The sequence below is a fragment of the Rothia nasimurium genome, from assembly GCF_049068285.1.
GTDB classification, from domain to species: Bacteria; Actinomycetota; Actinomycetes; order Actinomycetales; family Micrococcaceae; genus Rothia; species Rothia nasimurium_I.
This window is the reverse complement of sequence record NZ_JBLKPV010000002.1, coordinates 264,533-278,086: the sequence shown is the minus strand read 5'-3', so window position 1 is coordinate 278,086 and position 13,554 is coordinate 264,533. Positions and strand designations below refer to the sequence as shown.

The window sequence follows — 13,554 nt, the reverse complement described above, 5'->3', positions numbered from 1 at the left end:
CAGAAAATACTGTGACCTATCTAATAGGGGTGGGATAATGGTTCTATGAGTATTCCTATGAACATCCAGGGTCAGAAGCAGCAGGAAGCTGAGCAGACTGTCACCGTCCTCACCGATGAGCAGATTTGGGAGCTCATCGAGAACACCCGCTTTGCCCGGCTGGGCACCGTCGATGAAGACGGCTACGTTCACATCACCCCGCTCAATATCGTCACCGACGGCGTGCGGATTTTCTTCCGCACGGCCAAGGGTAGCAAGCTCACCCAGCTGATCCTCAACGACAAGGTCACCCTCCAATTCGACCGGGCTGAGGGGCACCAGGCCCACTCGGTCAATGTCTTTGCCACCGCCCGCGTCCTCACCGACACCCGCGATATTGACTACGTCACCAAGCTCAACCTGGCCCCCTGGCTTGATACTGAAAAGCTGGAGTTTGTTGAGCTCACCCCCCACCAGCTCACCGGCCGTCGCTTCAGGCTCGGCTAGGAGCACCAGGCCTCCGGCTCAGGGGGCAGGGAGTAGAATGGGGGCGTGGCTCAAGAACGAATTATCCTGTATTACTGCTTCGCCCCCGTAACCGACCCCAAGGCTGTTATGCTCTGGCAACGTGCCCTCTGCGAGAAGCTCGGCCTCACCGGCCGAATCCTCATCTCAAAGCACGGCATCAACGGCACCCTCGGCGGCGATATCAATGCCCTCAAACAGTACGGCAAAACAACCCGCCAGTACCCCGGCTTTGAAAAGCTCGAACTCAAATGGTCTGACGGTGGCGCTTCTGACTTCCCCCGCCTCTCCGTCAAAGCCCGCGACGAAATCGTTGCCTTTGGCACCCCCGATGAGCTCGTCGTCGATGAAAACGGCGTCGTCGGTGGTGGCGTGCACCTGAAGCCTGAAGAAGTCAACCAGCTCGTTGAAGAACGCGGTGATGAGGTTGTCTTCTTTGACGGCCGCAACGCCTTTGAAGCGAAGATTGGCAAATTCAAGAACGCCATCGTCCCGGACGTTCGTACCACCCACGATTTCATCAAGGAAATCGAATCTGGCAAGTACGATGACCTCAAAGATAAGCCTGTCATTACCTACTGCACCGGCGGTATCCGCTGTGAAATCCTCTCAGCCCTCATGAAGAACCGCGGCTTCAAGGAGATTTACCAGATCGACGGTGGCATTGTGCGCTACGGCGAAAAGTTTGGTGACTCCGGCCTGTGGGAAGGCTCCCTTTACGTCTTCGACAAGCGCCAGCGCATGAACTTCTCACCCGACACCGTCACCATTGGCGAGTGCGAGCACTGCGGTGCTAAGGCCAACCAGTTCGTGAACCTGGACGTCGACGGCGTGCGCGACCTCGTTTTGCTCTGCCCCGACTGCGAAACCAAGGCCCTGGCTGAGCTGGAAGCCGCCACCGCCTAGCATGAGTGAGCAGAAACCCTACGAGACAGCCCTGATCGAATACGGCACCTTCATGGTCGCCGGGTACACCGCCCCCGTGACTGAAACCAGCGACCTGGGTACCTGGTGGGAGACCCTCTACCAGAGGCTTGATGAACCCCGCAAGGCGGTAACAGAGAAGCTCCAAAAGGTGGGGGTGGTGATGCCGGATGCTGATGATACCGGCTATACCTACACCGCCGGCTTTATCGTACCCGGTGGCATTAAGGACGTCGCTGCCCTCGGCTTAACCGGCGTCGTTGTGCCTGGCTCCATGTACGCTACCGCCCTGGTTGAGGGGCCGATTCTGCCCGGTCATCCCCCTGAGCATGTGAAGGCTGGATTTGAGTACCTCAGCACACACTTCATTCCGGCTAAGGGCCTGGAAGCCACGGGCGTCTGCCTGGAGGTCTACGGCCCCGGCGACGTTACCGCCGAGAACTACCGGCTCTATGTCTGGCAGGCTGTGACCGGCCAGCCAGCCTAGGGCGTCCGAAGCTGACATTATTTTGATATAAAAATACCTCCCGCTGTGCGAAGAGCGGGAGGTATTTATTTTCAAGACTTAGCGAGGTGCGAACCTTGAATGATTACTGATGTGCCGTTTTATGAAAAAGTCTTAGGCGTTCTTTGCTTCAGCCAGTTCGGCTTCGAGCTTTGCAACGATCTCGGCGATGAAGTCGGGGCCACCGTTAGCGGCCTTTTCCTTCCAGTCGGCGAGGGACTTTTCCAGTTCAGCAATTTTTTCTGAGTTAGCCATGAAAGCAACTCTACCGACTCATCACCAAAAAATCACCTTGATTACTATTTAACTTTTTCCCAGTCTTCAACGGCACCTTCAATAATGCTAAAGATAGGGTGGACTGGAATTGTTTCTGACCTGGCGAGACGATGCTGGAACCAGGCCGGGTTGCGGGTTTGAACTTTTTGGCGCAGGAAGGAAAACTCGTAGTCGATTTGGCCGGAAGTGACGGGGATGAGTCCCACCGTATTCTGACTCTGCAGTACTACTAGCTTCCTGTTGAAAGAATAACCCCGCCGGTCAGCTTCATCCGCCAGGGCGTGCAGGTAGGTGCAGATAGCTTGAAGGGGGTCTTCGCAGGCCTTGAAACGGTTGAGCTGAGGGTGGTTGGTATAGCCTGCGGTGAGTCCCTGCAGGACTTTCTGGGCCAGCAGGGTCTCCCGCCAGCAGGCTACCAGCCCCTTGGAATCAAGCAGGGAGGGGTGCAGGGACCAAATCCGCATACCTAGCCTTTGGTGCGGCGGGCGATGGCGTCCTCCAAGCGGTCCAGCTTGCCGGTGAGCTCCCCGGAATCATAGCCGGGTCGGATATCAGCCTTGAGGACGAGGGAGACCCGGCTCCCGTACTTGCCCACAGCTTCGGTAGCGGCTTTGATGACGGCCATGCACTCGTCCCAGTCTCCTTCGATAGTGGTGAACATGGCGTCGGTCCGGTGGGGAAGGCCGGAATTACGGACAATCTGGACGGCTTCGGCTACAGCATCGTGGACTGACCCGCTGGGGTCGCCACCGCCGGTGGGGGCTACGGAGAAAGCAAACAACATACCTCTACCGTAACCCGTCACCGGGGCTAACGATAGACTAGGGGCGTGATGACTACTGATTTTTCTTCAATTCCAGGAGCCCCCTCTAGCGCTGACCCGGCCGCCCTGGCGAGCCTACACGCAGCCCTGATCGGGGTTAATTTCACCTATGACGGTATTGAGTCGCTTTTGGGTTCTCGCGCCTTTGAGGCCATGACCCGCGACCAAATTGTTCCCGGGCTCTACCGGATCCGCCAGATTCTGGGCGAAGAAGCCAGTCACGAGGTCTTTACTGTTCAGCAGCAGCACCTGGCGCAGGTGGTGCGTCTCTTCCTCTTTGGGCAACAGGTAGGCCAGGACGAACTGGCTGCGGCTCTCGGGGCACAGGGAGCTGGCCTGCTCCTTGACTTGGGTTTGGCTGAACCAACCGCCCAGCCCGGGGTGCTCCAGGCCTCGGTGGACCTGCGGCCTCACGCAGCTGATGACGGCACCGAGCTGCTGGTGGCCAGTGATTTAGGCGCCCACCAGCGCCCCGGCGTCCTGAGAAAGGACCATGTGCTGGGCATTGGCCATGCTTCCTTGACCCTGGCCCAGCTCACCGAACGTACTCCCGTTGACCGGGCCCTTGATCTGGGCACCGGCTGCGGTATTCAGGTTTTCCACCTGCTAGCCCACGCCAGGCATGTTACCGCCACCGATATTTCCGAGCGGGCCCTGGCCTTTACCCGTTTCAACCTGCTCCTCAATGCCCCTGCACTGGGCCTGGACCCGGCTAACCTGCAAGAGCGTATCAGCCTGCGCTTAGGCTCCCTGCTGGAGCCGGTGGCTGGGGAAACCTTCGACCTGGTGGTCTCGAACCCGCCCTTCGTCATCACCCCGCGTAGCGACCACGAAACCCCCGAAGACCAGTACACCTACCGGGACGGCGGTATGGCCGGGGACGGCATTGTTTCAACCCTGGTGGCCCAGCTCCCCTCTGTGCTGGCCCCCGGTGGCCGGGCCCAGATGCTAGGTAACTGGGAGATTCCCGTTGACGGGGAGGACGGCCCCGTGGACTGGTCAGCCCGCCCCCGCGCCTGGGTGGGGGAAAAGACCGAGGCCTGGTTTATCCAGCGGGAGGTGCTGGAACCAGAACAGTACGCTGAAACCTGGTTGCGGGACGCCAGCGAGAACCGCGACCCAGCCCATTACGAGGCCGCCTACACCGCCTACCTGCGAGATTTTGCCTCCCGCGGGGTCGGCTCTATTGGCTTTGGCATGATCTGGCTCCGGGCCCCTGAGGACAGCCAGGCAGGTGAGCGCCTGCACCGCTTTGAAGAAATCACCTACCCGATCCAGCAACCCATCGCCCCCTTTATTACCGAGGCGGTTGCCCGGTGGGACACCACCACAGCCCTGACCGATGATGAGCTTTTGGAAGCCCACCTCATCGTTGCCGGGGACGTGACCGAAGAACGTCACTCAACTCCCGGGTCTGAGCACCCCTCCGTGATTCTGCTGCGGGCAGGGGCCGGCCTGCGCCGTACCATTTTAGAAACCACCGAGACGTCCGGCTTCGTGTCAGCCTGCGACGGGGACCTATCCGCCGGGCAAATTATCGGGGCGCTTGCTGCCCTCTTGGGCTGGGAGGACGACCAGCCCCGCCGGGTATTAATAAGTAATATCAGGGAGCTCCTTGAGAAGGGTTTCCTCGTCATTGACCAATAAGGCTAGACTGACAGCATGAAATCAACCCCCGTCACTGTGCTCAGCGAAGAACGCTGCTGGGAACTTCTCGAAGCCCATAAGGTCGGCCGCCTGGCCCTATCAGCCGGTGGTGAAGTAGATATTTACCCCGTTAACTTCTGTGTTCACGAGAAGAACATCTATTTCCGCACCGGATCTGGCCAAAAACTGACCGAAGTGGTGATTAGCCGCAAGGCCGCCTTCGAAATTGATGAGGTGCGGGACGGGGTTGCCCGGTCTGTGGTGATTCATGGCCAGGCTAACTGGCTGACCAGTGAAGCTGACATTGAAGCTGTTGAAGCCCTGGGTTTCAAGACCTGGGTTCCCACCTACAAAACTAACTGGGTGCAGATGGTCCCTGACCGGATCAGCGGCCGGGAATTTGAGCTGGGCGAAGAGCCCTTTGATGAGCTGTAGGGGCTTTCGCACCAGCTTCCTCTAGAAGGTCACACAGGGGTAAGTAGGCATGAAGAGCGGTATGTCCGCTATTGTTGTGCATACACGCGTACAAACAACCCCAAGGAGCCCTCTGTGCCCACCAAGGCCGCAACCGAGCACGGCAAGTCACTGCTGATTGTGGAATCCCCCTCGAAGGTCAAAACCATTAGTGGTTACCTGGGGGACGCCTTTATCGTGGAGTCCTCCATGGGGCATATCCGGGACCTTCCCCAGCCCTCTGAGCTGCCGGACGAGCTCAAAAAGAGCCCCGTTGGCAAGTTTGCGGTGAATGTCGATGAGGGTTTTGAGCCCTACTATGTGGTCAATCCCGATAAGAAAAAGAAGGTCACCGAACTCAAGCGCCTGCTCAAAGAGTGCGACGCCCTCTACCTGGCAACCGATGGGGACCGCGAAGGTGAAGCTATTGCCTGGCACCTGCTGGAAGTGCTCAAGCCCAAGGTGCCCGTCTACCGACTGACCTTCCCCGAAATCACCAAGGAAGCGATTCAACGCGGTTTCAAGGAGCTACGCGAAATAGACACCAACCTGGTCGATGCCCAGGAAACCCGCCGCGTCCTTGACCGAATCTACGGCTACGAACTCTCACCCGTCCTCTGGCGCAAGGTCTCCCGGGGCCTCTCCGCCGGGCGTGTGCAGTCCGTTGCCACCCGCCTGGTTGTCGAGCGCGAACGCGAACGCATGGCCTTCCGCTCAGCCACCTACTGGGATCTGACCGGCACCTTCACCACCGAAGCTGCTGAATCCTTCACCGCCAAGCTCTCAGCTGTTGACGGGGCCCGCGTCGCTACCGGCAAGGATTTTGCCGATAACGGCACCCTCAAGCCTGCCGCAGCCGGTAAGGTCGCCCACCTGGATGAAGCCTCCGCCAGCTCCCTGGCTACCGCGCTCGCGTCCGCCGCTTTCGCCGTCCGCTCGGTAGAAACCAAGCCCTACACCCGCCGTCCTGCCGCGCCCTTCACCACCTCCACCCTGCAGCAGGAGGCCGCCCGCAAGCTCCGCTTCTCATCCCGCTCCACCATGCAGGTGGCCCAGCGCCTCTACGAGAACGGTTACATCACCTACATGCGAACCGACTCGGTTGCCCTCTCCACCCAGGCAACCCAGGCCGCCCGCAAGCAGGCCTCTGAGCTCTACGGCCCCGACTACGTTCCGGCCTCCCCCCGCGTTTACTCCTCCAAGTCCAAGAACGCCCAGGAAGCTCACGAAGCAATCCGCCCCGCCGGCGATTCCTTCCGCACCCCCGCCGAGGTTAAGGGGGCCCTGAGCTTTGACGAGTTCCGCCTCTACGAGCTGATTTGGAAGCGCACCGTCGCCTCCCAGATGGCAGATGCCAAGGGCTCCACTGCCTCCGTCCGCTTAGGGGCTACCGCAGCCGACGGCCGGGATGCCGAGTTTGCAGCGTCCGGCACCGTTATTACCTTCCGTGGCTTCCTGGCCGCCTACGAGGAGGGCCAGGACGTCAAGCGCGGCGAAGAGAACACCGAAGCCAAGGACGGTAAGGACGACAAGCGCCTACCCAACCTGGCCGAGGGCAACCCCCTGCGCGGTAGCGACATCGAAGCTGCCCGCCACGAAACCTCACCCCCGCCCCGCTACACCGAAGCCTCCCTGGTCAAGGCCATGGACGAACTCGGGATCGGCCGCCCCTCCACCTACGCAGCCGTCATCTCCACCATCATGGACCGCGGCTACGTCAATAACCGCTCCGGCTCCCTGGTGCCCTCCTGGACGGCCTTCTCCGTTGTCCGCCTGCTCGAAGAACACTTCGCCAAGTATGTGGACTACGAATTCACCGCGGAAATGGAAGAGGACCTTGACCGTATCGCCCGCGGCGAAGAAGCCCGGCCTGAGTGGCTCTCCCACTTCTACTTCGGTGGGGGAGACAAGCGGGGTCTGAAGCCCATCGTCGATAACCTGGGCGAGATTGACGCCCGCGCCATTAACTCGGTTGAAGTTGCCCCCGGGGTCAACCTGCGCGTGGGTAAGTTTGGCCCCTACCTGGAAACCGGTGGCGAGATCGACACCGAAACCGGTGAAATCAAGGACCCGGTACGAGCCAACGTACCGGCTGACCTGGCCCCCGATGAGCTGACCGAGGACAAGGTCGCCGAGCTACTTGAAGCTGGGAAGAATGACGGCCGCGAGCTTGGCGTTGACCCAGAAACCGGCCGCACTATCGTCGCCCGTGACGGCCGTTTTGGCCCCTACGTCACCGAGGTCATCCCCGAAATGACCGAGGAAGAAATTGCCGCCTGGATGGAGGCCCAGCCCACCGAGTACTACAAGAACGGCAAGCCCAAACCCAAGAAGAAGCCCAAGGCTGAAAAGCCCCGCACCGGCTCCCTCTTTGCCTCCATGAGCCTGGCTACCGTCACCCTTGAGGACGCCCTCAAAATCATGAGCCTGCCCCGCGTCATCGGAACCGACGCCGAGGGCAACGAAATCACCGCCCAGAACGGCCGCTTTGGTCCCTACCTGAAAAAGGGCACCGACTCCCGCTCCCTGGAAACCGAGGACCAAATCTTCTCGATTACCCTGGAGCAGGCCCTGGAGATTTACTCCCAGCCCAAGCAGCGGGGCCGGGCCGCCGCCAAGCCCCCGCTGGCTGAACTGGGCGTTGACCCGGTTTCTGAGAAGAAGATTGTGGTCAAGGACGGCCGCTTCGGCCCCTACATCACCGACGGCATCACCAACATTACGGTGCCCCGTAGCGAAACCATCGAGTCCCTCACCCACACCCGGGCGGTAGAACTGCTGGCCGAAAAACGGGCTAAGGGCCCGGTCAAGCGCAAGACCACCGCTAAGAAGCCGGCAGCCAAGAAAGCAACTGCCAAGAAGGCACCGGCTAAGAAAAGCGCCTCAAAATCCTAGAAAAAGATGAAGCACCCGCCCCGCTAGCTCAACCTGAGAAAGCTGGGCGGGTGCCGTCCTTTAGACTAGAAGGCAGGAAAATACTTCATCATCACACCCTGGGGGACCCATGCGACTTGGCGTACTCGACATCGGCTCAAATACCGGCCATCTGCTCCTGATCGAGGGGCAGCTTGGCTCCCGCCCTGAAGCTTACACCGCGGCCCATAAGGAGCCCCTGCAACTGGTGCGCTATATCGATGCGGACGGCAACATCACCACTGAGGGACGGGACCGCCTTACCACCTTTGTCCAGTCAGCGGTCCAGTACGCAGTGCAGCACGGGGCAGAGGACTTGCTGGCCTTCGCCACCAGCGCCATTCGCGAGTCCAAGAACGGCCCCGAGGTCCTGCAGCATGTGCAGAATGAAACCGGGGTTAATCTGACCGAAATCACCGGCGACCAGGAAGCTGCCATTACCTACCACGCCGTGCGCCACTGGCAGGGCTGGGGCGCTGGCCGTATCCTCAACTTCGATATCGGCGGCGGCTCTTTTGAATTCTCCACCGGTATCGACGCCTACCCCGACGACGCTATCTCCGTCCCCCTGGGTGCCACCCGCCTGACCGGGGACTGGTTCACCAGCGAAGTACCCAGCCCCAAGGAAATCAAAAAACTCCGCAAGTATGTGCGAGAAACCCTCGAACCGGTAGCCGAGACCCTGCTGGCCTACGGGCAGCCCAACATGGTCGTGGGCACCTCCAAAACCTTCCGCTCCCTCGCCCGAATCTGCGGGGCAGCCCCCTACTCAGCCGGGCCCTTCGTCAAGCGCGAAATGATGCTCCAGGATCTGCGCCTGTGGACCCGCCGTATGGAGGCCATGCCCCCCAGCGAACGAGAGGACCTCCCCGGGGTGTCGGACGTCCGCGCCGAACAAATGCTGGCAGGAGCCATTGCAGCCGAAACCGCCATGGACGTCTTCGGTATCGACATCATGCGGGTTTCCCCCTGGGCCCTGCGCGAAGGCCTGATCCTGCGCCGGATGAACTACCTGGCCCAGCAGGGAGAAGAAGCCATGATTAACCCGGCGACCCTCCTCAAACCCTAACCCGAAGCACCCCAGGGCAACACCATGACCACCACCCAGCCTCCGGCCTCCGACCAGAGTAGCCCCCAGCGTCCGCCCATTCCCGTGGCCCTTTCCACCTCCTGCGTCTTCCCCCTTGGCGTGCCTGAAACCTTCTCTACCGCCGTCGACTTGGGCTACGACAGCGTTGAGGTGATGATCACCCACTCGGCCCTCTCCCAGGAACCCTACGACCTGCTGAACCTCATTCAGAAATACCAGATTCCCATCTCCGCCATTCATGCCCCCACCCTCCTGCTCACCCAGCAGGTTTGGGGCCGGGCCTGGAACAAGATGCAGATGGCCGCCAAAATGACCAAGGCTGTAGGGGCCGACGTCATCGTTGCCCACCCGCCCTTCCGCTGGCAGAAGCACTACGCCAAGAATTTCGTGGCCGGCGTCCGCGAGATTTCTGAGCTAGAGCAGGTCAAAATTGCGGTTGAAAACATGTACCCCTGGTCTTTCAAGGGGAAGGCCGTTGAAATGTACGCCCCCCACTGGGACCCTTCCCGCTTTGACTATGACTGGATGACCTGGGACTTCTCCCACGCAGCTGCCGCCGGGGACGACTCCCTAGAAGCTATCAAGCGTATTGGTTCCCGCCTGGGGCATGTTCATCTGACGGACGGGTCGGGGGATAAGGTCATGGACGAGCACCTGATCCCGGGGCACGGCACCCAGCCAGTTGCTGAAACCTTGCAGTACATTGCGGCCAGCGACTTTGCCGGTGTAGTGTGCGCTGAAGTTTCAACCCGCAAGGCCAAGGGGGCTGGCGAACGCGATGAATGGCTCTATGAGACCTTACAGTTTGCCCGAACCCACCTAGCCCGCTAACACCGACGTCTACCTCAGAGGAGAGAGAGTATGCCTACAGTAGCTTTTATTGGAACCGGCTCCATGAACGGAGCTATCGCCGCCGGTCTGCTAACAGGGGGTGCTGATCCGGCCTCCGTCCGGGCTACTGTTGGCTCAACCGCCAGTATTGAGAAGCTCCGCGCCAAACTGGGGGAGGGGGCAGAGAGCCTGACAATCTTGGCCGGGGAGCAGGATCCTGAGGCTAATCTCAAGGCTGTTACCGGGGCCGATGTGGTTCTGTTGGGCGTCAAACCCTACGCCATTCTTGATCTGGCCCGCGAGGTTGGCCCAGCTCTTTCCCCCGAGGCTGTGGTGGTTTCTGTCGCCGCCGGTATTACCCTTGAAGCCCTCCAGGCAGCCCTGCCTGAGGGCCAGCCTGCTATCCGCTGTATGCCCAATACCCCCTCCCGCGTCGGCAAGGGTGTACTTGCTATTTCGGTGGGAGAGACGGTCAGTGAAGCCCAGAAGGAGGCCGCCGCTTCGGTTCTTTCGGCCGCTGGCCGGGTGATTGAGGTTGCAGAAGACCAGATGGGGGCTGTTACCGCTGTCTCGGGTTCAGGCCCGGCCTACGCCTTCTTGCTGGCTGAAACGATGGCTGCAGCCGGGGCCAAGCTGGGTCTGGATGAAAAGACTGCTACCGAGCTTGCCGCTGCAACTCTTGCCGGGGCAGGGTATCTGCTGGACGCTGACCCCCACCCTGCCGACCTGCGCAAGGCTGTGACCAGCCCCAACGGTACGACCGAACGGGCTATTAACACCTACCGGGACGGGGGCCTCTTTGAACTGACCCAGGCCGCTATGCAGGCCTGCTATGACCGCAATGAGGAAATGACGGCCGAGTTCAGCACACCGAGCGCAAAGTAGTTACACCTAGTCATGAGACGCCCGCTTCCCTGGGTGAGGGAAGCGGCCGTCTAATAGTAGATACAGCAAAGGCCAGTCCGTAGGGAATCGGACTGGCCTTTGAGTTCTCTGGAAGCCCAGTGGAACTGACCACCAGAGAGGGCTTGGGACTGAGGAATGATGGTATTAGGGGGAACCACCTAGAAATTCCTCGTCACAAGCTACTTGAACGGGTTCGCGGACCGTTCAGTAATCACTCGCACCTTTAGAGGTAGTTATTACTATATACGACATTTTTGAAATGTGCATCTTGAACGGGAAAAAATGACAGATTATTTCCGAACTGACTAGTTTGATTAGTTTAACCTTGTCAGTATCGGTTATAGTCAGCACCCACTTGGTGAAAGAGTCTGGGCAGGGGTGATTTTAAGCTCCTAGGCCGTTGCTAGGGGCGGGCAGCGAACCGTTCGATCAAATCGACCTGGCCTGAAACAATCAAAAGGTCCCGGGAGGACACCCGGGTCTGGGGGGTTGCATAGGTAATTTCTTCGCCCGGTGACTTAACACCGACGATAGTGACGCCGTATTTGGAGCGTACATCGGATTCTGCCAGGGTGAAGCCGTGGGTTTCTTTGGGCGGGTACATTTTGACGATGGCGAAGTCGTCGTCAAACTCGATGAAGTCAAGCAGGCGGCCAGAGACTAGGTGGGCGGCCCGGACGCCGGCGTCCGACTCGGGGAAGACGACGTGGTGGGCCCCAATACGGGAGAGGATTTTGCCGTGGGAGGGGGTGATGGCTTTGGCCCAGATACGTTCAATGCCCAGGTCAACCAGGTTGGCGGTGATCAGGACGGAGGCCTCAACTGAAGTGCCGACTCCAACGACCGCTGCATTGAAGTCTTGGGCCCCAAGCTGGCGGAGGGCGTTCATGTCGGTGGCGTCCGCTTCGACAATATGGGTCAGCTCGCCGGACCATTTCTGCACCAGGGAGGGGTCCTTTTCAACGGCCAGGACCTCTTTATTCTGGCGGACCAGCTGGGCGGCGGTGGCAGAGCCGAAGCGGCCCAGGCCGATCACGAGGACGGGGGCGTTGTGGGTGGAGTTCTTAGCCAATGATGGGCCTTTCTTCGGGGAGCTTGTAGAGGCGGCGGCGGGACCGCATGGCCAGGCCGGTAGCTACGGTGATGGTGCCGATGCGGCCAACGAGCATGAGGAAGGAGAGCACATAGGTGCCGGAGGGGGGAAGTTCGGCAGAGAGCCCGGTGGAGAGCCCGCAGGTGGCGTAGGCGGAGATGACTTCAAAGAGGGATCGGTCTAGGCTGGCCCCGCTGATGAGCATGATGGTGACGGTGCCGATGAAGACGAAGGCTGCGCTCATCATGATGACCGAGATGGCAATGCGGAGGGCGGCATCGGGGATGGTCCGGTTGAAGGCGACGACGAACTGGTCGCCCCGGGCCTCTGCCAGAATGGCGAGGAAGACCACCGCAATGGTGGTGATTTTGATTCCTCCGGCGGTGGAGGCTGATCCTCCGCCGATGAACATGAGGACGTCGGTGAGCAGCATGGTGACCGGGGTGAGGTCATTCATCTCAACCAGGTTGAAACCCCCTGAGCGGGTCATGACCGAGGCGAAGGCCGCGTTGAGGATTTTATCTCCCAGGCTCATGCCGCCGAGGGTTTTGGGGTTGGCCCATTCGAGGGCGCCCCAGGCGAGGGTGCCGACTACAAAGAGAACGAGGGTTCCGATGACGGTGAGCTTGGCGTTGAGGTTCCAGCGGCTGAACCGGAAATTGTTTTTGATGACGAGAATGACGGGAAAACCCAGGGATCCGGTCATGACCCCGAGGGCTATGGGGGCAAGGATCCAGAGGTCGTGGCCGTAGGGGACGATACCGTCGGAGTGGGGGGTGAAGCCTGCGTTGTTGAAGGAGGAGACGGCGTAGAAGATGCCGTGCCAGACTGCCAGCCCCAGGGGTTCACCCAGGGTGAGAAAGCGGGGAATCAGGATGGCCGCAATGAAGGCTTCGATACTGATAGAGGTGAAGGCAACGGTTTGAAGGACGGAGCCTACTTCACCTAGTCGGCCGATGTTGAGGGATTCTTGGGCAATGATTTTGGAGCGTAGGCCGAGTTTGCGGCCGACGGCCAGGGCCAGGATTGAGGTGAGGGTCAGGGTGCCCAGGCCACCGATTTGGGAGCCGAGCAGGATCATGAGCTGGCCGAAGAAACTCCACTGGTCGGCGGTGGAGACGGTGGTGAGGCCGGTGACGGTCACGGCGCTGGTGGCGGTAAAGGCGGCATGGTGAAAGGGGGCTGCCTGGCCGGTCCTGGAGGCCCAGGGGGTTGCCAACATGAGGGTGAACAAGAGGATGACAAGCAGGAAGGCAAAAATTGCTATGCGAGAGGACGATGAAGCAAACAGGTGGGTGAGTAGCTTGCGTCCTGCCGCCATGGTGTCCCTGAGCCGCTGCCCAGCCGGGGGAAGGGGGATGCTGCCGTCCTTACCCTGCGGGACGGGGGGCGCAGGGGGCTGGGGCGTGTGGGGCTTTCCCATGGTTTCACCTCTCTTTCGTGACATCGTTTCTAGCGTAGTCTGCGCGTCATAAAAGCGGGGTGTGGTGTCTGCTGAGTTTTAATGTGTTTAATGGAGAATGTGACTTAACTTACCAAAGGGGGTAAAGAACGTGGGAGTTGCTGACCGACTGACACCAACCGATGTT

14 protein-coding genes are annotated in these 13,554 nt (G+C 60.1%); 9 read left to right on the top strand and 5 right to left on the bottom strand.

Annotated elements, in window-relative coordinates:
• Window positions 1-45 precede the first annotated feature (45 nt).
• The 3 genes from ACMXX3_RS03310 to ACMXX3_RS03300 are packed head-to-tail and all read left to right on the top strand — an operon-like array spanning window position 46 to window position 1,915.
• Window positions 46-486 carry a pyridoxamine 5'-phosphate oxidase family protein gene (locus ACMXX3_RS03310; RefSeq protein ID WP_421083339.1) on the top strand — a complete coding sequence of 147 codons (441 nt, stop codon included), beginning with the start codon at window positions 46-48 and terminating at the stop codon, window positions 484-486.
• A gap of 45 nt (window positions 487-531) precedes the next feature.
• The gene (locus ACMXX3_RS03305; RefSeq protein WP_421083338.1) at window positions 532-1,410 is read left to right on the top strand and encodes a rhodanese-related sulfurtransferase; all 879 of its coding nucleotides are present in this window, start codon (window positions 532-534) and stop codon (window positions 1,408-1,410) included.
• Between the two features lies 1 nt (window position 1,411).
• Window positions 1,412-1,915 carry a GyrI-like domain-containing protein gene (locus ACMXX3_RS03300; RefSeq protein WP_421083337.1) on the top strand — a complete coding sequence of 168 codons (504 nt, stop codon included), beginning with the start codon at window positions 1,412-1,414 and terminating at the stop codon, window positions 1,913-1,915.
• Between the two features lie 132 nt (window positions 1,916-2,047).
• Here the strand turns inward: ACMXX3_RS03300 and ACMXX3_RS03295 are convergent, their stop codons facing one another.
• From ACMXX3_RS03295 to ACMXX3_RS03285, 3 genes are read right to left on the bottom strand one after another with little or no spacing between them, the layout of a single operon-like run.
• Window positions 2,048-2,188, bottom strand: a complete 141-nt coding sequence (locus ACMXX3_RS03295; protein WP_421083336.1) for a hypothetical protein — start codon at window positions 2,186-2,188, stop codon at window positions 2,048-2,050.
• A 44-nt stretch (window positions 2,189-2,232) separates the two neighbouring features.
• A complete protein-coding gene (locus tag ACMXX3_RS03290; RefSeq protein ID WP_421083335.1) occupies window positions 2,233-2,673 on the bottom strand; it encodes a pyrimidine dimer DNA glycosylase/endonuclease V in 441 nt (146 codons plus the stop codon).
• A 2-nt stretch (window positions 2,674-2,675) separates the two neighbouring features.
• Window positions 2,676-2,993, bottom strand: coding sequence for a thiamine-binding protein (locus ACMXX3_RS03285; protein WP_421083334.1), 318 nt, complete (start codon window positions 2,991-2,993; stop codon window positions 2,676-2,678).
• A gap of 48 nt (window positions 2,994-3,041) precedes the next feature.
• On the opposite strand from ACMXX3_RS03285, the gene ACMXX3_RS03280 reads away from it, so the two are divergent.
• The 6 genes from ACMXX3_RS03280 (at window position 3,042) to proC (ending at window position 10,851) form a co-directional block, all read left to right on the top strand.
• A complete protein-coding gene (locus ACMXX3_RS03280; RefSeq protein ID WP_421083333.1) occupies window positions 3,042-4,679 on the top strand; it encodes a DUF7059 domain-containing protein in 1,638 nt (545 codons plus the stop codon).
• Window positions 4,680-4,694: 15 nt separating this feature from the next.
• Window positions 4,695-5,114 (top strand): pyridoxamine 5'-phosphate oxidase family protein, encoded by a 420-nt coding sequence (locus ACMXX3_RS03275; protein WP_421083332.1) that lies wholly within the window; start codon window positions 4,695-4,697, stop codon window positions 5,112-5,114.
• A gap of 114 nt (window positions 5,115-5,228) precedes the next feature.
• Window positions 5,229-8,027, top strand: coding sequence for a type I DNA topoisomerase (gene topA / locus ACMXX3_RS03270; protein ID WP_421083331.1), 2,799 nt, complete (start codon window positions 5,229-5,231; stop codon window positions 8,025-8,027).
• 109 nt (window positions 8,028-8,136) lie between these two features.
• Entirely contained in the window at window positions 8,137-9,114 is a 978-nt protein-coding gene (locus ACMXX3_RS03265; protein WP_421083330.1) for a Ppx/GppA family phosphatase, read from the top strand.
• A 24-nt stretch (window positions 9,115-9,138) separates the two neighbouring features.
• Window positions 9,139-9,966, top strand: a complete 828-nt coding sequence (locus ACMXX3_RS03260) for a sugar phosphate isomerase/epimerase family protein (RefSeq protein WP_421083329.1) — start codon at window positions 9,139-9,141, stop codon at window positions 9,964-9,966.
• A gap of 30 nt (window positions 9,967-9,996) precedes the next feature.
• Window positions 9,997-10,851 (top strand): pyrroline-5-carboxylate reductase, encoded by an 855-nt coding sequence (gene proC / locus ACMXX3_RS03255; protein WP_421083328.1) that lies wholly within the window; start codon window positions 9,997-9,999, stop codon window positions 10,849-10,851.
• Window positions 10,852-11,275: 424 nt separating this feature from the next.
• On the opposite strand, the gene ACMXX3_RS03250 is transcribed toward proC, so the two are convergent.
• Both ACMXX3_RS03250 and ACMXX3_RS03245 read right to left on the bottom strand, forming a co-directional pair.
• Window positions 11,276-11,944: a potassium channel family protein gene (locus ACMXX3_RS03250; RefSeq protein WP_421083327.1), complete on the bottom strand. Its 669-nt coding sequence runs from the start codon at window positions 11,942-11,944 to the stop codon at window positions 11,276-11,278.
• Window positions 11,937-13,286: a TrkH family potassium uptake protein gene (locus ACMXX3_RS03245; protein WP_421083389.1), complete on the bottom strand. Its 1,350-nt coding sequence runs from the start codon at window positions 13,284-13,286 to the stop codon at window positions 11,937-11,939. Before ACMXX3_RS03245 ends, ACMXX3_RS03250 begins: the two co-directional genes overlap by 8 nt.
• Window positions 13,287-13,554: the final 268 nt, after the last annotated feature.